Source organism: Pseudomonas sp. LB3P25 (assembly GCF_054897985.1).
The window spans coordinates 2,632,625-2,650,771 of sequence record NZ_CM142711.1; the positions used below are offsets into that span (position 1 = coordinate 2,632,625).

18 protein-coding genes are annotated in these 18,147 nt (G+C 59.8%); 12 read left to right on the forward strand and 6 right to left on the reverse strand.

The window, feature by feature from the left end; all coding sequences use genetic code 11:
- Positions 1-38: 38 nt before the first annotated feature.
- Complete coding sequence (locus ACYZTW_RS11850) at positions 39-794, reverse strand: SDR family oxidoreductase (protein ID WP_462004999.1); 756 nt, start codon at positions 792-794, stop codon at positions 39-41.
- A gap of 200 nt (positions 795-994) precedes the next feature.
- Here ACYZTW_RS11850 and ACYZTW_RS11855 point away from each other — a divergent pair, with 200 nt between their 5' ends.
- The 3 genes from ACYZTW_RS11855 (at position 995) to ACYZTW_RS11865 (ending at position 3,922) form a co-directional block, all read left to right on the forward strand.
- Entirely contained in the window at positions 995-1,564 is a 570-nt protein-coding gene (locus ACYZTW_RS11855) for a YceI family protein (RefSeq protein WP_462005000.1), read from the forward strand.
- Between the two features lie 94 nt (positions 1,565-1,658).
- Positions 1,659-2,531 carry a helix-turn-helix domain-containing protein gene (locus tag ACYZTW_RS11860; protein WP_462005001.1) on the forward strand — a complete coding sequence of 291 codons (873 nt, stop codon included), beginning with the start codon at positions 1,659-1,661 and terminating at the stop codon, positions 2,529-2,531.
- Between the two features lie 119 nt (positions 2,532-2,650).
- The gene (locus tag ACYZTW_RS11865; protein WP_462005002.1) at positions 2,651-3,922 is read left to right on the forward strand and encodes a YbiU family protein; all 1,272 of its coding nucleotides are present in this window, start codon (positions 2,651-2,653) and stop codon (positions 3,920-3,922) included.
- 72 nt (positions 3,923-3,994) lie between these two features.
- Here the strand turns inward: ACYZTW_RS11865 and ACYZTW_RS11870 are convergent, their stop codons facing one another.
- A complete protein-coding gene (locus ACYZTW_RS11870; RefSeq protein WP_462005003.1) occupies positions 3,995-7,123 on the reverse strand; it encodes an Ig-like domain-containing protein in 3,129 nt (1,042 codons plus the stop codon).
- A gap of 313 nt (positions 7,124-7,436) precedes the next feature.
- Here ACYZTW_RS11870 and ACYZTW_RS11875 point away from each other — a divergent pair, with 313 nt between their 5' ends.
- Positions 7,437-8,126 (forward strand): GNAT family N-acetyltransferase, encoded by a 690-nt coding sequence (locus tag ACYZTW_RS11875; protein ID WP_462005004.1) that lies wholly within the window; start codon positions 7,437-7,439, stop codon positions 8,124-8,126.
- A 357-nt stretch (positions 8,127-8,483) separates the two neighbouring features.
- Here the strand turns inward: ACYZTW_RS11875 and ACYZTW_RS11880 are convergent, their stop codons facing one another.
- Positions 8,484-9,164 carry a TetR/AcrR family transcriptional regulator gene (locus tag ACYZTW_RS11880; RefSeq protein WP_462005005.1) on the reverse strand — a complete coding sequence of 227 codons (681 nt, stop codon included), beginning with the start codon at positions 9,162-9,164 and terminating at the stop codon, positions 8,484-8,486.
- Positions 9,165-9,250: 86 nt separating this feature from the next.
- On the opposite strand from ACYZTW_RS11880, the gene ACYZTW_RS11885 reads away from it, so the two are divergent.
- Positions 9,251-9,901, forward strand: coding sequence for an NAD(P)H-dependent oxidoreductase (locus ACYZTW_RS11885; RefSeq protein WP_462005006.1), 651 nt, complete (start codon positions 9,251-9,253; stop codon positions 9,899-9,901).
- Here the strand turns inward: ACYZTW_RS11885 and ACYZTW_RS11890 are convergent.
- Positions 9,858-10,979 (reverse strand): DmpA family aminopeptidase, encoded by a 1,122-nt coding sequence (locus tag ACYZTW_RS11890; protein WP_462005007.1) that lies wholly within the window; start codon positions 10,977-10,979, stop codon positions 9,858-9,860. The two genes, ACYZTW_RS11885 and ACYZTW_RS11890, sit on opposite strands and share 44 nt — an antisense overlap.
- A gap of 367 nt (positions 10,980-11,346) precedes the next feature.
- Entirely contained in the window at positions 11,347-12,450 is a 1,104-nt protein-coding gene (locus tag ACYZTW_RS11895; RefSeq protein WP_462005008.1) for an extracellular solute-binding protein, read from the reverse strand.
- A gap of 111 nt (positions 12,451-12,561) precedes the next feature.
- Here ACYZTW_RS11895 and ACYZTW_RS11900 point away from each other — a divergent pair, with 111 nt between their 5' ends.
- Complete coding sequence (locus tag ACYZTW_RS11900; RefSeq protein WP_462005009.1) at positions 12,562-13,335, forward strand: helix-turn-helix transcriptional regulator; 774 nt, start codon at positions 12,562-12,564, stop codon at positions 13,333-13,335.
- 139 nt (positions 13,336-13,474) lie between these two features.
- Here ACYZTW_RS11900 and ACYZTW_RS11905 read toward each other — a convergent pair whose 3' ends face one another.
- Positions 13,475-14,416 carry a class I SAM-dependent methyltransferase gene (locus tag ACYZTW_RS11905; protein ID WP_462005010.1) on the reverse strand — a complete coding sequence of 314 codons (942 nt, stop codon included), beginning with the start codon at positions 14,414-14,416 and terminating at the stop codon, positions 13,475-13,477.
- 166 nt (positions 14,417-14,582) lie between these two features.
- Here ACYZTW_RS11905 and ACYZTW_RS11910 point away from each other — a divergent pair, with 166 nt between their 5' ends.
- From ACYZTW_RS11910 to ACYZTW_RS11935, 6 genes are all read left to right on the forward strand, one after another.
- Positions 14,583-15,203: a cytochrome b/b6 domain-containing protein gene (locus ACYZTW_RS11910; RefSeq protein ID WP_462005011.1), complete on the forward strand. Its 621-nt coding sequence runs from the start codon at positions 14,583-14,585 to the stop codon at positions 15,201-15,203.
- Positions 15,200-15,985 carry a molybdopterin-dependent oxidoreductase gene (locus tag ACYZTW_RS11915; RefSeq protein ID WP_462005012.1) on the forward strand — a complete coding sequence of 262 codons (786 nt, stop codon included), beginning with the start codon at positions 15,200-15,202 and terminating at the stop codon, positions 15,983-15,985. Before ACYZTW_RS11910 ends, ACYZTW_RS11915 begins: the two co-directional genes overlap by 4 nt.
- Positions 15,986-16,056: 71 nt before the next feature.
- Positions 16,057-16,353 (forward strand): pentapeptide MXKDX repeat protein, encoded by a 297-nt coding sequence (locus tag ACYZTW_RS11920; protein ID WP_462005013.1) that lies wholly within the window; start codon positions 16,057-16,059, stop codon positions 16,351-16,353.
- A 183-nt stretch (positions 16,354-16,536) separates the two neighbouring features.
- Positions 16,537-16,944: a response regulator gene (locus ACYZTW_RS11925; protein WP_462005014.1), complete on the forward strand. Its 408-nt coding sequence runs from the start codon at positions 16,537-16,539 to the stop codon at positions 16,942-16,944.
- 188 nt (positions 16,945-17,132) lie between these two features.
- On the forward strand, positions 17,133-17,345 hold the full coding sequence (locus ACYZTW_RS11930; RefSeq protein WP_008156959.1) for a DUF1059 domain-containing protein: 213 nt from the start codon (positions 17,133-17,135) through the stop codon (positions 17,343-17,345).
- A gap of 112 nt (positions 17,346-17,457) precedes the next feature.
- Positions 17,458-18,126: an HAD-IA family hydrolase gene (locus tag ACYZTW_RS11935; protein WP_462005015.1), complete on the forward strand. Its 669-nt coding sequence runs from the start codon at positions 17,458-17,460 to the stop codon at positions 18,124-18,126.
- Positions 18,127-18,147: the final 21 nt, after the last annotated feature.

Below are 18,147 nucleotides of genomic sequence, written 5' to 3' on the forward strand. Positions count from 1 at the left end.
TTTCGCTGGACCCGCTGATCATCATCGCCACTAGCGACTCAGGAGGGATGCGCGATCTCTAACCAATCTTCAAACCGGGTCGCTCCGACAATGGGGTTATCGCCTGGCGTGAGGGACTTGTCATTGATCGGGGCACCGAAGTAAGGAACCGTATCGTCCGAAACAGCTTCGCGCGGGTCCTTGGTGTGTTTCAGGTACTCACTCACGAACTCGACAATGGGACGGCGATCCGGCCCGGCCACTTCCACGGTCTGATTGATCGGCGCTTTTTGAGCGATAGCCGTCAGTGCGGCCGCGACATCGACCGAGGCCACCGGTTGCAACGCGGCAGACGTTAAATGGATGGTGTTGCCGTCCTCGCGACCTGAGTAAGCAATGGCACCAATGAACTCGAAGAACTGCGTGGCCCGAAGGATGGTGTAGGGAACGCCCGAGGCCTTGATGAGTTTTTCCTGGGCCATTTTGGCCCGGAAATATCCACTGTCGAGCATTCGTTCGGTGCCCACGACTGACAGGGCGACATGGTGTCGGGTGCCGGCAACCTTCTCGGCAGCGAACAGGTTATGCCCGGCTGTCTCAAAGAAATGCAACGCCGCGTGATCCTCGAATGAGGGTGAGTTGGCCACGTCGACCACCACGTCGGCGCCCTTGAGCGCGTCCGCCAGGCCCTCGCCGGTGATGACGTTGATGCCGGCACTCGGTGATGCTGATATGACTTCATGCCCCAGGTCCTGGAGGTTCTTGCAGACTTTGCTGCCGATCAGCCCGCTTCCTCCGATGATGACGAATTTCATGGCCGGTCTCCCGATGCGGTGAGTTGGGACAGTCATTAAACACCCGGACAGCGGCCCTATCGGGGCGGACATTTGTGTGGGCCGACAGGTGGTCGGAAGTCTGAGCGGCAGGTGGAATTAACGGCGTTTATTTGCTTTAGTCCACCTATCGCTGGCTCACGTGTGCGGCGCCTCAGCTCAAGACCCGACCGGAGAATCCCATGAAACATCGATTCCCGACCTGCGCCGTGCTGGTTGCCGCCCTTGCATTCGGCGCGTTGCCTTGCGTCCAGGCGGTCGAGTACACGCAGGTGAATGAAACCGCCAGCACGATCTCCTTCACGTATAAACAGTTCTCCTCGCGGGTATATGGCACGTTCGGCAAGTTCGAGGCCACGCTTGATTTCGACACGGCAAAACCATCAGCAGGCCGGGCCGCGCTGACTATCCAGCTCGACAGCATCGATGCCGGAAGCAGCGACGCCAACAGCGAACTGAAAAAACCAGCCTGGTTCGACACGGAAACGTATCCAGTGGCGACGTTTGTGTCGACCGGCGTGAAGGTACTGGGCAACAACCGTTACTCAATCACCGGCAAACTCACGCTCAGGGGGATTACGCGTGTAGTGGATGTACCGGTGCTCCTGAAGTCCAAGAACGCCATCGGAATTTTCGATGGCCAGTTAACGCTCAAGCGCAGCGACTTCAAAATCGGCGAAGGTGAATGGGCCGACGGTGTCGTCTCCGACAAGATCAATATCCGGTTTCGGATGGTTGCGCCGCAGCGGTAACATGCATGGGGTCGCCCAAGTGGTCATCGCCGCTGAACGGGAACCCATCCGCAATGATCGGGAAGTCCAGGGCATGCAAATGCCCACGTAGCCTATGAAGCCAAGTTTCGAGAAAGTCCCCACGTCCGTCGATGCGTCATGGTCAATGCTGAACCGGCGGTTGCCCGACGACATTCCGTTTGAGTGGCACCATCACCCGGAATATGAATTGACCCTGACGCTCAACAGCCGCGGTCATCGTTATGTGAGCAGCGACGTGCGGCTGTACGACGACGGCGACCTTGTGCTGTTGGGGCCGAACGTGCCGCACAGTTGGTGTTCGGGTGAACTGATCGATCCGGCCAAGCCCCATGTCGCGCTGGTTATCTGGTTCTCCCAGGCGTGGGCCGATTCGCTGGTTGCGCTGTTTCCGGAGTTGGTTTCGCTGCAAGCGCTACTGGCGAGCGCCCAGTGCGCCGTGCACTTCAGTGATCCGGTCTCAAAGGCATTGCGGCCGGTCATTGAAACGATGGTGGTGCAGCAAGGGCCTGAGAGTCTGGTCTCCCTGCTACAGGTATTGACCCGGTTGTCCCGGGACACCGCCGCCCAGAGAATCATCCCCGGCGAACTGACTGAACCGGTGAGCAGGGTGGGTGAGGACGAGCGTCTGCAACGGGTGCTCGATCACATCCACGTTCACTACGCCGAGCCACTGACGATCCCCGAACTGGCGGACCTCGCATGCATCAGCGTATCGGCGTTTCATCGCATGTTTCGACGCCATACCCACTGCACCGCGCTGGACTACATTGCCCGGCTGCGAATCGGCCGGGCGTGTTCGTTGTTGCTGCAAGGCAATACTCACGTTTCGCTGATCTGCGAGACGGTGGGTTATTCATCGCTGGCGCTGTTCAACCGACAGTTCAAGGCTCAAAAAAACCTGACGCCCAGCGCGTTCCGCAAACTTCATGGGCATCATTTCCGCTAGTGGCTCCCACCCATGACGCCACAATCGTATGGGTGAACGCTGCAAAACCCACTGAGTCGAGAAAGGCGAGCGTGGTGTAGTGCATCTGGTTTTTAACCAACAATCACCAGGTCGCCACCATGAGCAAGTATCACGCCTTCGAAAGTGCAGTGCTTCCAGAACACTACCAAGACAACATCGTGCGGATGAAGCGCGCCTTGCGTGCGCAAATAGGCGACGTGGACGCGCTTTTTGCCGAAGTCAGCGCATTCATCGAAGCCGAAATCGCTTCGGTCAAGGCACAACAAGCCCAGGCCGGCAGTGCATGGCCAAACCTGGATTACCAGGCCATTGCCGACGGCGCGGTCACGGGTGGCGAGTTAGCGATGATCAAGCGTCGTGGCTGCCTGGTCATCAAAGGGCACTTTTCCACCGAGCAAGTCGCCGCTTGGGACAAGGGCTTGCTGGACTACCTGGATGACAACGCTTTCGACGCGATCTATCGAGGCCCGGTCGACCAGTTCTTTGGCAACCTTGACGCGTCGCGCCCCGAGATTTTTCCCATCTATTGGTCCCGCTCGCAAATGCAGCTGCGCCAGTACGGACGCATGGCGACGGCGCAATCCTTCCTCAACAGGCTCTGGAAAACCCATTCCGAGGGCCGGCAATGGTTCGATCCGGACGCGAATGCGCTGTATCCCGATCGAGTCCGCCGGCGCCCACCGGGCACCACGTCAAAAGGGCTCGGCGCCCATACGGATTCGGGGGCGCTGGAGCGCTGGTTGCACCCGTCTTACTTGAAGGTCTTCGACAAGATCTACAGCAACGACTTCAAGTCCTACGATCCTTGGGATGCGGCCTATCGCACTGAAGTCGACGAGTACGCCTACCAGGACACGGTGAAGTGTTCGGCGTTCCGGACCTTTCAGGGCTGGACGGCGCTCTCCGATATGAAAGCCGATCAAGGTGTGCTGCACACGTTGCCCATTCCCCATGCCATGGCTTACCTGCTTTTACGGCCGCTGCTCAACGATATCCCGGAGGATGAGCTGTGCGGCGTTGCGCCTGGCAAAGTGTTGCCGGTCTCGAAAAAATGGCATCCGTTGCTGATCGACGGCATGAGTCCGATTCCCGATGTCCAGGCCGGTGACTCGGTGTGGTGGCATTGCGACGTAATTCACAGCGTCGCATCGGTGCAAAACCAGCAAGGCTGGGGGAACGTGATGTACGTTCCCGCGGCACCGATGTGCCCTAAAAACCGGCAATACGCGGAGGATGTTTTCAAAGCCTTTTGCGCCGGCGCCTCACCGAGTGATTTTCCGCGGGAGGACTATGAGCAGCATTGGAACGGAACGTTTGGGGTCGACGAGTTGAATGACATTGGGCGGTTGGGTTTGGGGCTTGGGAAGTAAGCGCTCGTCGTGCAGTTCCTCCCCCAAGAGGAACTGCACGATGGATGAGGCCGAGTGCCAACCGATCTCCCTTTAGTGCGCCGCTATTGGCACCGCCGCCGCGCTGACCGCCACGGACACGGTCGCTGGTTTTTCCGAGACCGCGCCCAGCTTATCGCTGGCTCTGTAGGTGAAGGTTACCGTGAACGGCGCAGCGACGATGGCCGGTGGCGTGTAGGTCACACGAATCCCGTCGGTGCTGACCGTGCCCTTGCCGGAGTTCAGTTGGCTCAGACCCACCACCTTGAGCGGCAGGTTGCCGTCGGGGTCGGTGTCGTTGGCCAACACGTTGATGGTCAGCGGCAGGCCGTTTTTGCTGGTGGCGCTGTCAGGGTTGGCCACGGGTTTCTTGTTTTTGCCTTCGTGATCGCCGTCGTCATTGCCTGTGCGGAAAGTCGGCAGCGCCACGGAGTTCACGTAGGTCACACCGTCCCAGCCAGGCAGGGGCGTTGGCATCAATTGGAACTGGCCTGGATGTTCGACATCCCAGCGCAGCAACATCGAGGTGTCCTCGTGCTGGGTGTTGTGGCAGTGCTCCATGTAGGTACCGGCGAACTCGCGGAAGTGGAGCGCCACGTCGACATCCTCCGAACTGTCGATGCCTTCGCCGATGCGAAAGACGTCCTTGCGCGCCCATTTCTCCCATTCCGGCGGCGCCTTGCCGTCGCGGCTGAGGATGACCCCTTCTTCGAAATGCACGTGCACCGGGTGGTTCCAGCCGTTGCCGCCGTTGACGATTTTCCAGACTTCGAGCGTGCCGTCTCCGGAGAACCCGGCATTGGTCGGACCGGTGGCCAATTGCGGAGCGGCACTGAGCCGGCGAGGGTCCATGTTGTAGCCAATACCGCCGTCAGTCTTGATCGTCCACGGTGCTTCATCGGTGCCATCGGAGCGACCGAAAATGAACTCGCGATGCCGCGCCAGTTTGAGCTTGGCCTGGTCGCTCGGGTTGTCGCGGTCGATGGGCAGCGGGATCATTTTTTTGCCAGCGGGTTTACCTGGTTTGGCTGGCTCATAGGCTACCGGGTCGAGACTTTGGTCCTGACCGGCGTAGGGCTGCACAAGCAGTTGCAGAAACTTGCCGACCACGGGGTCGCCCTTGTCCCATTGCGGCCCTTTGCTGGTTTGCTTGATCACGGCTTTGTATTTTTCGGACAACACGTCCGCCAGCGCCAGTTCGTCCTTCTCCGGCCTCTTGCCTGTTCGGTGTTCCAGCAGGTTGAGGAAGTAGATTTTGTCGCCGGTTTTGATGCCGTTTTTCGCAAAGTTGACAATGATGTCGTAGCGTTCGGCAACGCCTAGCGTCGGCAGGATTGCATTGTGGTCCTGCCGGTCGCCATCGCCATCCAGGTCCATGCTGCCGTCGAAGGGCACGGCGTGTTCCATGAGGTTGCCGTCGTTGGCAATCAGGTGGAACGGCACTCGGTTGTAGGACACCCCCGATCCTGCAGGCCCTGGGAATTCGCCGCCATTGCCGCTGATTTCACGCACCACGGCAAACTTGAAGAAACGTGACACCGAGCCGTTCAAGATGCGGAACCGATAGCTGCGCGCGCGGACTTTCAAACGGGGTTGGTATTGCCAGTTGACCAGCATCTGATCCCCGAGAAAGCCGTCGGTGTTGAACGGGTTGAACCACAACTGACCGGCCTGATCCCACGCCTTGTCGGAGACTACCAGGTTGACGTCATAGTCGCGGTTGCCCCACGGCAACGCCGAGCCACTGGGAAGTCGCAGGTTGACGCCATCATTCACCGATTCATTACCGCGGTCCAGGGCGCTGTAGTAGTTCATCATTGTCGCGTTGCCCTTGTAGACGTTCTGCGCGGTGAAATCGAGCATGTGGTCGTGGAACCAGTGGCTGCTCATGGTTTCGCGCCAGTCGCCACGGATCTTGATGCTGCCGTTTGCACACGTCTTCAGGCCCGGGTTGGCATCGTTGACATACAGCGTTTCGCCCGGTGAACAGGGGAACGCTGCGCGCGGATCCTGCGCCGAGGTGTTGATGGTGTCGTAACCGGCCAGTTGCAGCGGCCAGCGATAATCGTAGTACTGCCCTGGAAAGAAGAACGCGTTGGCATAGCCGTCACTTTCGGCGGGGGAGTGACCGTTGTGTTCGTGGGTGGTGATGGTGTGCAGGCCAAAACCGGCGTTGGCCGCCGGGTCGATCGGCAGGGCGTTGTAGTGACGCATCAGCAACGGTTGGCCGTTGCGGACCATCAGCAATTTTGGTGGGAAGGTACCATCGAAGGTCCACAGCGAGTTGTGATTCTGCACCGGCATTTTGGAGTGAAAACGCACGTCGATGCCCCGGGTGGTGCCCGCGGTTTCAGGGAAGTCCGAAGTTTGATAGAAGAGACCGCCGGGCGCGAATTCGCCGTTGGCGTAGTTGTGCAATTGTTTTCGGTCACGCAGGCCCAGGTTGGTCCGTGCACCCATTTGCACGGTCTTGAATTGGACCTGAGGAAAAAACTCGTTCCAGCGCTGATGCGACCAGCCTTTTCCCGGCGGCCGACCTTCGGCGGGCGAGCCCACCGGGTGGCGATTGAGGAAGGCTTCGATCTGCGCCTTCCACGGGTTGCGGTCCAGCACATTGGAAAACTGCGACGGGAACGGAAACAACCCCGGCTGACGCATGAAGGCTTCAATCGCGGCACTCGACGGACCGCTACGGGCGACGTTGTTCGGATCCTGCTGGGGGGCCGGGCCGGTGGTGGGTACCGGGAATGTCAGGAGCGGTGCCGGGGTGGTCGGGTCGAGTTTTTCCGAACCGAACTCTTCAAACAGCAGCAGTTGCTGAGTGAACGGTTCGGCCCCGAACAAGGGGCTGGGTTTGCCATTAGTGGGGAAGTTAAACGACGTCTGCAAGTTCGGCGGCAGCACGTTGTCGGCCAGCGGCGTGTCTCTGTCACCGAACACACCATTGGGCAGGGCCAATGCCCCTTGGTTGGCCTTCGGCAAGGTTTTCAATGCCTCCAGCGCTGCCTTGGGATCGGCGGGCTGATTGGCGAAGGCCGAGGGGTCCGTCGGTGGCGGAGGCCCGAAATCATCGAGCGGTGCAGCGCTGGCCGTGGTCAGGCTGAAGGTGATTAGCATCACGGAGAAGGCGCCCGAACCCCGAAAGGGGATGGGTGAGGGGTGTTCCGGTGGTGAGATTTTCATGGTTTCCCCTCGCGTCATGCCCAAATGGCAGCTGCGCTGCAAGGGCCGATGCAAAAGCCGCACCATGCACGAGAGGAAAAAAAATTATTAATAATCAGTAAGTTGAATTGAATCTATGCCGTCGACGGGGGAAAGCAGCGCTTGCATATGGGGGATATTCCTCACTGTTGGGGAATACGTTGTTGATCGTCCCCACGCAGAGTGGAGGAACGATCATCAAGGCCAGGTTTGCGGGTAAAGCCGCGCCAGCACGTTATGATAGGCACGCCCGCGAACACACTCTTCACATTCGCCCCCGGAGTCAGCCACTGCAATGCCCCAGATCACCCATTTCAAAACCCCGTGCCCCGAGCACATCAATAGCCAGATCCTGCAGATGGTGGTCGATTACCTGACCGACATCAGCATGGTCGCTATTGCGCCGAGCAACCTGTTGTACAACGTGTACCAGTACGCGATCGGCTACGAGGTTCACCTCTATCTGGAGGCATTGAACGGGGCGAAAGGGATTGCAGTGGAGTTGCTCGTCGCGACCGACGATGACGACCCGGAGAAGGTCGTCGGTTTTTTGCTGTACCTGGCGGTCAAGGACGATCCCGATGCTTGTGGGGTGGCGTATATGGCGGTGAGTGCCAGCCATCGGCGTCAGGGTGTTGCCCGGCGGATGCTGGGGGAGATGGTCGGCCGCTATCCTCATGCCGAGTTGACGTGTGCCGTGGCCAAAGTGCCGTATTTTGAGTCGATGGGATTTCAGGTGCTGGGCGTGCGCGGTACTCAGGTGTTGATGAACACCCGCGACCACGGCACCGACGGCTTGATGGCCCTGCTGGACGTGGCGTCGATCTACAGCTCGCTGGAGGTGCGTCAGATTCATACGTACCTGCTGCAAAAACACGGCAAGCGGGCCATGCACGATGCGGAAAAACAGCGTGACCGACACCTGGACCAGATGACGCGAAAAGCGAATGAGTTTGTTCGGGAGCGACTGGGGGAACTCGGTTAACTGTGGGAGCGAGCTTGCTCGCGATAGCGGTGTAGCAGTCGACATAAATGCTGAATGAAACACCGCCATCGCGGGCAAGTCGAATCGTCGCACCGCCGCTCCCACAGGGGATTTGTGTTGTCTTTTAGATAGCGCAAAGCCCGGCCAAATGCCGGGCTTTTTCTTGTCTGGATTTCGTGCAGATAAAAAAAGAGCCTCAAAGCTCTTTGATGGGGAGGAAGTAGAGCCCTCGAGGCTCAAGATGCGCATGAAACAAGTGGTGAGCTTGGTAGGGGTTCATTTCACTCACCACTTACGCAACGGCTTGAGCAAACAAGCGGCTGCGTAGAATCATCGTAGAAAGTTGGGGGTTGGCGCTCAAGTACCGCTAGTCGAATCCATCTTTCCGGCGTCAGTTTTCGCGATGTTTTCAGCGTCGCGACGGGCACTTCTTTCGACCATGGCGATGATGGTTTCGTACAGTTCGTCCTGTGCCTGCACGGCGCTGATTTCTCCATTCGCGGCGGCGTGTGACAAGGCTTCCGCCGCACCGAGCATCGCCCGCAATCCCGCTGCCTTGATCTCACCCGCGCCAGCGAAAGGGGCGAGGGCGGCTCTGCACTTGTTCAGGAAAATCGCTTCGTACTCACGCTTGATCTTCTCCAGTTCCGGGGAGCTGGCCAGTGCCGCGATGACGCCGGGGATCTCGTTGCCCTGAAGCAGCACGCAGTCGACGTATGACGAGGCGATCACCCTGGCGGTGCCGGGCAAAGTCGGTTCGCTGCTGTGAAGCGCAGCATCCATCAGCGCTGTCTGCCGGGCATCGAAGTCCTGGTAGAGCGCCGCCAGCAAACCGGGTCGCGTGGTGAAGTGATCGTAAACCACCGGTTTGGTGATCCCGGCTTGCTCGGCGAGGCGCCCCAATGTCAGCGCATCCGTGCCTTCTTCCCGAACGAGTTGCCAGGCGACGTCCAGCAACTGGCGTTGGCGGTCCTCCCGGGACATTCGTCGTCGCGGTTGCGGCGTGGAATCTTGCGCGTCTGTTTCGGTGGTTGACATGGCTATGTACCAAAAGTAACTTACTGATCGTAACTTACCAAGAGTATATAAGGTCCGCCTTGTGCTCTCAATCAGGAGTTTCCAGCATGCACGCGCTTATCGTTGTGGCTCATCACGATCCTCGTTCGCTTACCCATAGCCTGGTTGCGCAAGTCGCTCAGGGCATAGCCCTGGACGATCCCGGTCATACCTTTGAAATCGCCGACCTCTCGGCCGAAGGGTTCGATCCGAGGTTCAGCGCCGCTGATCTGGCGGTGCATCACCGAGAAGCGCCGCCTCCTGCTGATGTGGTTGCCGAGCAAGCGCGGATAGACCGCGCCGATGCGGTGGTGCTGGTTTATCCCGTCTACTGGTGGTCGATGCCGGCGCTGCTCAAGGGCTGGATTGACCGGGTGTTCGCCAACGGCTGGGCGTTTGATTTCACTGCGGATGCCCATCTGGAGAAGAAGCTTGGCCACCTGCGGGTTCACCTGATCGGTGTGGGCGGTTCCGACGCTGCCACCTACGCCCGGCACGGTTATGCCGACGCCATGAAGACGCAGATTGACCATGGGATTTTTGATTATTGCGGTGCGCGGGTGGTGACGTCCGAGCTGCTGCTCGAATCGGAAATTCAGGATCCGACGGTGCACCTGGACGCCGCGAAAGGCCTCGGTCGCGAGCTCTTTGCGGCCTCCAGACGCCTTAATCCTGTTAGACCTGCTCTCCCGGCCAACCCGCTCGACGCAAGGCGTTGAGCAGCGTCCCGGCATCCAGTCCGGGTACCGCATGGCCGTTGCCCTCGTCGGAATCGCAGGCCAGCAAGGCATTGATGATCGCTTCTTCTACGGCTTCGGTGGCGGCCAGGAACAACTCGCTGATGTGGTCGTTGTTGACCATGCTCAGGTTGTCGGTGGTCGGCGCACGTTTGCTCTCGTAAGCGGCCGGCGGCACGTGCTGGTTGCCGGTGGCGAAGGCGATGAAGATGTCACCGCTGTGGTCTTCATTGCCGCCGCCGGTACGGGCCAGGCCGAGGCTGGCGCGTTGCGCGAGGCGCGTGCACTGGTGCGGCAGCAATGGCGCATCGGTGGCCAGGCAGACGACGATCGAGCCCATGCCCGGATGCGGCAAGGACGCCTTGAGGAACGGCGAGTCGGCCTTTTCCATGTAGCGCCCGACCGGGTAACCGTCGACGCGCAACTCGTTGCGGATGCCATGGTTGGCCTGGACGATAGCGCCGACGGTCCAGCCGCCCTGAGCACTGTTCAGACGCCGCGAAGCGGTGCCGATTCCACCCTTGAATTCGTGGCAGATCATGCCGCTGCCACCGCCGACGGCGCCTTCGATCACTGGACCGCCCACCGCCGTGCGCAGGGCTTCGGCCACATGTTCAGGCTTCACGTGGAAACCGTTGATGTCGTTGAGCAGACCGTCAAAGGTCTCCAGCACCACCGGCATGTTCCAGTAGAGTCGCCCGTCATCGGGCTGGTTCTGGCGATCCAGTGTCACCAGCGCATCGCGCACGACACCCAGGCTGTGGGTGTTGGTGAAGGCGATCGGGCTGGTCAAAAGGCCTGCTTCGCGAATCCACTCAAGACCCGTGGCGTCACCGTTGCCGTTGAGTACATGGACGCCGGCAAAGCACGGTTGCAGGCTGGTGGAACCGGCACGCGGCTCGATCACGGTGACGCCGGTCAGGATGTCGCGGCCGTTGGCGGTGCGTCCTCGCACATTGCTGTGGCCGACCCGTACGCCGGGCACATCGGTGATGGCGTTGAGCGGGCCGGGTTGCAGTTGGCCGAACGGGATGTTCAGGTCGCGGGCACGTGGTTTCATCGTTTCTCTCATCTTCAATTCATCCAAAAAGTTATTGGCTAACGCAATCCCTGTAGCAGCTGTCGAGCTTGCGAGGCTGCGTTCGGCTGCGAAGCAGTCGTAAATCCTGAAATCTCGGTCTACCTGAAACACCGCATTGCCTGATTTCACGACTGCTTCGCAGCCGAACGCTGCCTCGCAAAGCTCGACAGCTGCTACAGAGCCGAACGCTGCCTCGCAAAGCTCGACAGCTGCTACAGAGCCGAACGCAGCCTCGCAAAGCTCGACAGCTGCTACAGAGCCGAACGCAGCCTCGCAAAGCTCGACAGCTGCTACAGAGCCGAACGCAGCCTCGCAAGCTCGACAGCTGCTACAGATCCCATCGGGTTCACTGACCGTTTTTCACTTTGCTCCAGATCCGCGTCCGCACGCGCTCGGTGGCAGGCGGCAGGGGCTGAAGGGTAAATAACGTGGCCATGGCTTCGGCCGACGGATACACGGCAGGATTGTTACGGGTCGCTTCGGCCACCAGTGGCGTCGCGCTGCGGTTGCCGTTGGGGTAGGAAAGGTGGTCGCTCACGGGGGCGATGACCTCCGGGCGCATCAGGTAGTCGATGAAGGCCAAACCCTGTTCCGGATGCGGCGCGTCCTTGAGCAACACCAGGGTGTCGAACCACACCGGTGCGCCTTCCTTCGGCAAGCTGTAGGCGATCTTCACGCCGTTGTTCGCCTGCTCGGCATTGGTCTTGGCTTCCAGCATCGCGCCGGACCAACCCACCGCCACGCAAATGTTGCCGTTGGCCAGGTCGCTGATGAACTTGGATGAGTTGAAGTAAGCGATGTGCGGACGCAGCTTGAGCAGTAGTGCTTCGGCCTTTTTGTAGTCCTCGGGGTTGGTGCTGTTGGGTGGCAGGCCGAGGTAGTGCAGGGCGACCGGCAACATCTCGGCCGGGGAGTCGAGCATGGCCACGCCGCACTCGCCGAGCTTGGCCAGGTTCGCTTCGTTGAACACCAGGTCCCAGGAATCCACCGGCGCCTTGTCGCCCAGCGCGGCGCGGACCTTGTCGATGTTGTAGCCGATGCCGTTGGTGCCCCACAGATACGGCACGGCGTACTGATTGCCCGGATCGTTGTTGGCCAGTTTCGCCAACAGATCAGCGTCCATGTTTTTGAAGTCGGGCATCTGAGCGTGGGGCAGAGGTGCAAGGGCACCGGCCTTGATCAGGGTCGGCAAGCTGAAGTTGCTCGCCACCACCACGTCGTATCCGCTGCGGCTGGTGAGCAATTTTCCTTCCAGTACTTCGGCGCTGTCGAAGGTGTCGTAGACCGGCGCAATCCCGGTGTCGCGCTTGAAATCCTGCAGGGTCGTGGGACCAATGTAGTCATACCAGTTGTAGACGTGAACCGTCGGGCCCTCGGCGGCAACTGCCGATAGCGAGACCGACAAGCAGGCGCCCAGTCCAAGATTGATATGCAAGCGATGACGACTCATGATGCGGCACTCCTGGCCTGCTGCAGGCCGGTGATGATCAGGTGCTTGCAGCGTATCGGCAGGGAGTGGACTCACCCATTCCCATCATGGGTTACTCGAAAGGGGTAGTGCGTGGACGCGTTGTTGAAAGAGTTACCGGTGCACCAAGGGCTGGCGCGGGTATTTGGTGCCTTGGGGCAGGACGGCTTCTGGCGTGCACTGGTGGACACCCTGCGGTTGCTGGTGCCGCTGGACAACGCGTTGGTCGCGGTGATGCGGGCCGGGCGGGTGCCGCGTCTGCTGATCGATTTCGACTCAAAGGGCGGTGCTGCCGAGCATGAAGACCTGGCGGACTACAGCGCCGGCATGTACCTGCTCGATCCGTTTTATCAGGCCGCCTGTGCCGGCATCGCCGACGGTCTGCACAGCCTCGAATCGGTGGCCCCCGACCAGTTCCAGCAGAGCGAGTACTTCCTGAGCTACTTCCGCAGCGTGGTGGGCGGTGACGAGTTGCAGTTCATGGTCAACGTCGATGGCGCCGTGCTCGGTTTGTCGTTGGGACGCTCGACGCGATTCACGCTTGAGGAGCAAGGCCGCCTGCTTTGCGTACGTGACTGGGTGCTGGCAGCGATGCGCCGTCACCTGCAATTGCTGCCGCCAGAAGGACCGACCGCCGAGCCGGTGGCCGGGGATCTGGCGACCCTGCTGGATCGCTTCGACGCGCGCCTGTCGGTACGGGAAATCGAAACGGCGCGACTGATTCTTCAGGGTTTCTCAAGCAAGGCCATCGCCCAGCAGATGGGCATTTCCCCGGAGACAGTGAAGGTGCACCGGCGCAATCTCTATCACAAGCTCAATGTGAATGGGCATGGTGAGTTGTTTGCTTTGGTGTTGCAGCCGCGTTGACTGGAGGGAGCACTGCAAGTCTCCTGTGGGAGCGAGCCGGCTCCGGGCGGCGATCCGACGAAGAGGCCGGCACATTCAATATTGATGTCGGCTGACACGACGCCTTCGCGAGCAGGCTCGCTCCCACAGAAAGCAGAACTCAATCCCCCAGTTTGAACACCAACGCCTTCAACCCGCATTCAACATCGGCGTCCGGAAACTCCGGTGGATTGTCCAGCCGTTGCTCGAAACGCAGGCTCGGTGCTTCGCGAGTGACGCCGTCGATGAGGAAGTCCGCACCGAACGCCGGATCGTTCATGCACGCCAGCACCGTGCCCTGAGGGCTGAGCAATTCCGGCAGTCGGCGCAGCACGCGCTGGTAGTCCTTGGTCAGCAGGAAACTGCCTTTCTGAAAGGACGGTGGGTCGATGATCACCAGGTCGTAAGGGCCCTTGCCGATCACCTTGCCCCAGGACTTGAACAGGTCATGACCGAGGAACGTCACCTTGCTCAGGTCGTGGCCGTTGAGCCGGTGATTGTCGCGGCCACGGCTCAGGGCCGGGCTGGACATGTCCAGATTGACCACGTGCGTCGCACCCCCTTCGATGGCCGCTACCGAGAATCCGCAGGTGTAGGCGAACAGATTCAGCACGCGCTTGCCTTGGGCATTGGCCCGCACCCAGTCGCGGCCATAACGCATGTCGAGGAACAGCCCCGTGTTCTGTTTGCGGCCCAGGTCCACGCGGTAATGCAGGCCGCCCTCGGTGATCGTCATCTCGTCGATCGCGTCCCCCAATAGCCACTCGGTGGTGCTTTGCAGCAGGTAGCGATGTTGCAGCAAGAGCGTGTGCGCGCCGGATTGCGTCCACGCAGGCGAGTGCGTGAGGTCCATCAGCTTCTGTTTCAACGCTTCCAGTTGCGACGCTTCAGGTTCCTTGAACAGTGACACCAGCACCACGCCCTGCAACCAGTCGACGGTCAATTGCTCCAGTCCCGGCCAGCATCGGCCACGGCCGTGGAACAGCCGGCGGGTTTCTGCGGGGGCCGTTGCCAGGGCCGTCATTAAATGGTCGTGGAGGGTGGAGAGGGCGTCTGAGTTCATCGGGCAGCGTCGGCAATTTGAGGGGGCGGCATTTTAAACACAATTGCGGTGCAAGGACCGCTGCAAGTCGCCGAGAGTTATCACGTTTAATTTAACTTTACGTGAGGATTTGGCGATCTATCGGCTCACATAATCGGCTCCAACGATCAACCGCCGGGAGCCCGTCATGTCGCCGTTACCTGCTTCACCCGCCGTCAGCAGCCATCCCCGCTGGCTACGGCTGACCCATTGGCTGAACGCCCTGGCGGTGCTGGTCATGGTCACCAGCGGTTGGCGAATCTATAACGCTTCACCGCTGTACGACTTCAGTTTTCCCAAAACGATCACCTTGGGTGGCTGGCTCGGCGGCGCGTTGCAATGGCATTTTGCGGCGATGTGGTTTCTGGCCGTCAACGGGCTTGTCTACTTGATCATCAACCTCGTCAGTGGTCGTCTGAAACGGCGCTTTTTCCCGGTTTCGCCTAAAGGTGTCCTGCATGATCTATGGGCCGCGTTGAGAGGGCGGTTGGGGCATGCCGATCTGAGTTATTACAACCAGGTGCAACGGGTGGCGTACCTGTTCGTAATGGTCGATATCACACTGCTGGTGATTTCCGGGCTGGTGTTGTGGAAGTCCGTCCAGTTTCCGCTGTTGCGTGAACTGCTGGGCGGTTACGAAGGCGCACGGCACGTGCACTTCATCGCGATGTCGCTGTTGGTGGCCTTTGTCGCGGTTCATCTGGTGATGGTCGCGCTGGTTCCCAAAACGTTGTGGGCCATGATTGTCGGTCGCAAGGAGCAGGTATGAAAAAGCGCATTCAAGGCTCAGGACTGGACGAGTCGTCCATCCTGACAGACGCCAGAAAGATCCTTGCACCACAGATCGAGGACCGGTCACGACGCTCGTTTCTGATGCGCGGCCTGACCCTCGGCGGCGTGGCCATGTTGTCCGGCTGCAACCTCACCGACAACGAAAGCGTCGAAACCGCGTTGTCCTCCATGTCCCGGTTCAACGATCGGGTGCAGGGCTGGTTGTTCAACCCCAATGCACTGGCGCCGACCTATCCCGAGTCAATGATCACCCGGCCGTTTCCGTTCAATGCCTTTTACGGCATTGACGAGGCGCCTGTCGTCGAGGAAACCGATTATCGACTGGAAGTGACCGGGCTGGTCGCGGACAAGCGCAGTTGGCGGCTCGAAGAGCTGCGCGCCATGGCACAGACCGAACAGATCACCCGGCACATTTGCGTCGAAGGCTGGAGCGCGATCGGGCGCTGGGGCGGCGTATGGTTCAGCGACTTCCTGAAGCGGGTCGGTGCCGACACGGATGCCAAATATGTCGGCTTCAAATGCGCGGACGACTACTACACCAGCATCGACATGGCCACCGCACTGCATTCGCAAACCTTGTTGACGCTGACCTATGACGGAGCGGTGCTGCCTCGCCAATACGGCTTCCCGATGAAGCTGCGCATGCCCACCAAGCTGGGCTACAAGAATCCCAAACATATTCAGGCGATTTTCGTCACCAACACCTATCCGGGTGGCTACTGGGAAGACCAGGGCTACAACTGGTTCGGTGGTAGCTGATGGCGCCTGGCCACTTCACTGCGCAGCGCCCGCTGCGCTCATTCGCAACCTGTGATTCAAGGAGTTTCATCATGAAAAAATTAGCGACCACCGTACTGTCCATGTGCCTGGCGTTTGGCGCCGCCAGCGTGTTTGCCGCCGATGCAACAACCAATAACGGCATGAGCAACGACAGCATGAGCAAGGACTCAATGTCTAAAGACGCTATGCAGAAAGACACGATGAAAAAGGACGCTATGTCCAAGGATTCCATGAGCAAGGACGCGATGAAGAAAGACGCCATGAGCAAGGACGAAATGAAAAAGGACGGAATGAAGAAGGACGCGATGTCCAAGGACACCATGAAAAAAGACACCCCGTCGTACTGATCCGATCACCCTCCTACAAGGCCAGACCCTGGTTTGCAGGCGCCCATACATCTCTGTATGGCGCCTGATTTAATCGCCCGGTTGTATCCAAAATGAATTTTCCGCCGAGTCCGCTGCTCATACGTGATAGGCAGCGGATTTAAGCCCGCGAAATCATTTAGGCAATCAGGGAGTGTCACGGTCATGAGTCCAATATCGACGGTGGGTGAACACCTTCCTGGCGGGTTGATTCTTGTGGTTGAGGACGACCCGCTGATCCTGGAGTTTCTCAGCGAAATTCTTCAGGACGAAGGCTTTGTGGTCGAACCGCAGATCAGCGCGGATGCCGCATCCGCGTACCTGGAGCAACATTCGGACGGCGTCTGTCTGTTGCTCACGGACATCACCATGCCGGGCAAACTCAATGGCGCGGACCTGGCCAATCTGTTTGGCGACCGATGGCCGGACAAACCGATCATGATCATGTCCGGTTTCGAAACGCCGGAAAGCGCCGGGATCAGGCATTCGGTGTCGTTCATCAAGAAACCGTGGGCGCTTGGGCAGTTGCTGGACTGTGTGGAAGGTGCCTTGAAGTCGAAACGTACCCTGTAGAACCTGCGGCAGCTCCGGGGAGATTCGGGGTATTTGCAAGCCTGTCACGATGCCCCTTGTGGCGAGCCTATACTTCAATAGTCGGCACACTCGGTGCGACATGCAATCGTGTTTGATGTATGGGGTGGCGCGTCGAGTGATCGTTCACGCAGGCCACGGCCTGCCTTCGTCGTAGGGAGGAGAAGATCATGGCGCGTAAATACATCGACTGCCGCGAGTTTCCAAGCGATGCCAAATGCTCGGTCGCTCTGTCCGCAGACTCTGAAAACGAACTGCTCGAGGCCGCCGCACAGCATGCGGTCAGTGTTCACAAGCACACCGATTCACCGGAACTGCGTGCTCAACTGAAGACGATGTTTCACGACGGCACCCCGCCTGTTGAAGCACCGCGTCCCGCTTAGTCAGGAGATCCTCTGCAGGCGTTGCCGAAGGCTCGGGCCGCCTTCGGCAGCTCCTCGCAAATGCTACATTGTTCGGCGAACCCGCCTGGCACTTGCGAGAGGTAGCTCCCCCTTGTCTGCTCAAAAATCTGTCTTCAACACCCCGTACCGCGCTTTTCTGTTCGATATGGATGGCACCGTCCTCAATTCCATCGCCGCTGCCGAGCGGATCTGGGCGGCCTGGGCCTTGCGCCACGGCGTCGATGTCGACTCATTCCTGCCAACGATCCATGGCGTTCGCGCCATCGACACCATCAATCGTCTGGCGTTGCCCGGGGTGGATGCCGAGGCTGAAGCGGCGTTCATCACCGAGGCGGAAATCGAGGATGTCGAGGGGATCATCGAGGTGCCAGGCGCGGCGAATTTCCTGACGTCGCTGCCCGCCAACCAGTGGGCTATCGTCACCTCGGCGCCGAAGGCACTGGCGCTGCGGCGGATGGCCGCGGCGGGCATCCCGGAGCCTTTGGTGATGGTCACTGCCGAAGACGTCAGTGTTGGCAAACCGGACCCTGCGGGCTATCGACTGGCCGCTGAACGGTTGGGCGTTGAACCGACCGATTGCCTGATTTTCGAAGACGCCACCGTGGGCATTCTCGCCGCCGAGGCGGCGGGCGCGGGCCTGATCGTGGTGACCGCGACCCACGACCATCCGCTCCAGACCCCGCACACCACGCTCGCCAGCTATGAGTTAGTTATCACGCTAGTAGACCCTGACGGGCATGTCCGCCTACAGAAAATCTAATGTGGGAGCGGCGATGCCCCC

What these genes read in the sequence shown, in the direction of transcription:
- ACYZTW_RS11885 (WP_462005006.1), top strand. Translation starts at nt 9,251, where the DNA reads ATGCACGCGCTTATCGTTGTGGCTCATCACGATCCTCGTTCGCTTACC.
- ACYZTW_RS11920 (WP_462005013.1), top strand. Translation starts at nt 16,057, where the DNA reads ATGAAAAAATTAGCGACCACCGTACTGTCCATGTGCCTGGCGTTTGGC.
- ACYZTW_RS11890 (WP_462005007.1), bottom strand. Translation starts at nt 10,979, where the DNA reads ATGAAACCACGTGCCCGCGACCTGAACATCCCGTTCGGCCAACTGCAA.
- ACYZTW_RS11870 (WP_462005003.1), bottom strand. Translation starts at nt 7,123, where the DNA reads ATGAAAATCTCACCACCGGAACACCCCTCACCCATCCCCTTTCGGGGT.
- ACYZTW_RS11850 (WP_462004999.1), bottom strand. Translation starts at nt 794, where the DNA reads ATGAAATTCGTCATCATCGGAGGAAGCGGGCTGATCGGCAGCAAAGTC.
- ACYZTW_RS11915 (WP_462005012.1), top strand. Translation starts at nt 15,200, where the DNA reads ATGAAAAAGCGCATTCAAGGCTCAGGACTGGACGAGTCGTCCATCCTG.
- ACYZTW_RS11855 (WP_462005000.1), top strand. Translation starts at nt 995, where the DNA reads ATGAAACATCGATTCCCGACCTGCGCCGTGCTGGTTGCCGCCCTTGCA.
- ACYZTW_RS11860 (WP_462005001.1), top strand. Translation starts at nt 1,659, where the DNA reads ATGAAGCCAAGTTTCGAGAAAGTCCCCACGTCCGTCGATGCGTCATGG.
- ACYZTW_RS11910 (WP_462005011.1), top strand. Translation starts at nt 14,583, where the DNA reads ATGTCGCCGTTACCTGCTTCACCCGCCGTCAGCAGCCATCCCCGCTGG.
- ACYZTW_RS11905 (WP_462005010.1), bottom strand. Translation starts at nt 14,416, where the DNA reads ATGAACTCAGACGCCCTCTCCACCCTCCACGACCATTTAATGACGGCC.
- ACYZTW_RS11925 (WP_462005014.1), top strand. Translation starts at nt 16,537, where the DNA reads ATGAGTCCAATATCGACGGTGGGTGAACACCTTCCTGGCGGGTTGATT.
- ACYZTW_RS11930 (WP_008156959.1), top strand. Translation starts at nt 17,133, where the DNA reads ATGGCGCGTAAATACATCGACTGCCGCGAGTTTCCAAGCGATGCCAAA.
- ACYZTW_RS11875 (WP_462005004.1), top strand. Translation starts at nt 7,437, where the DNA reads ATGCCCCAGATCACCCATTTCAAAACCCCGTGCCCCGAGCACATCAAT.
- ACYZTW_RS11865 (WP_462005002.1), top strand. Translation starts at nt 2,651, where the DNA reads ATGAGCAAGTATCACGCCTTCGAAAGTGCAGTGCTTCCAGAACACTAC.
- ACYZTW_RS11895 (WP_462005008.1), bottom strand. Translation starts at nt 12,450, where the DNA reads ATGAGTCGTCATCGCTTGCATATCAATCTTGGACTGGGCGCCTGCTTG.
- ACYZTW_RS11880 (WP_462005005.1), bottom strand. Translation starts at nt 9,164, where the DNA reads ATGTCAACCACCGAAACAGACGCGCAAGATTCCACGCCGCAACCGCGA.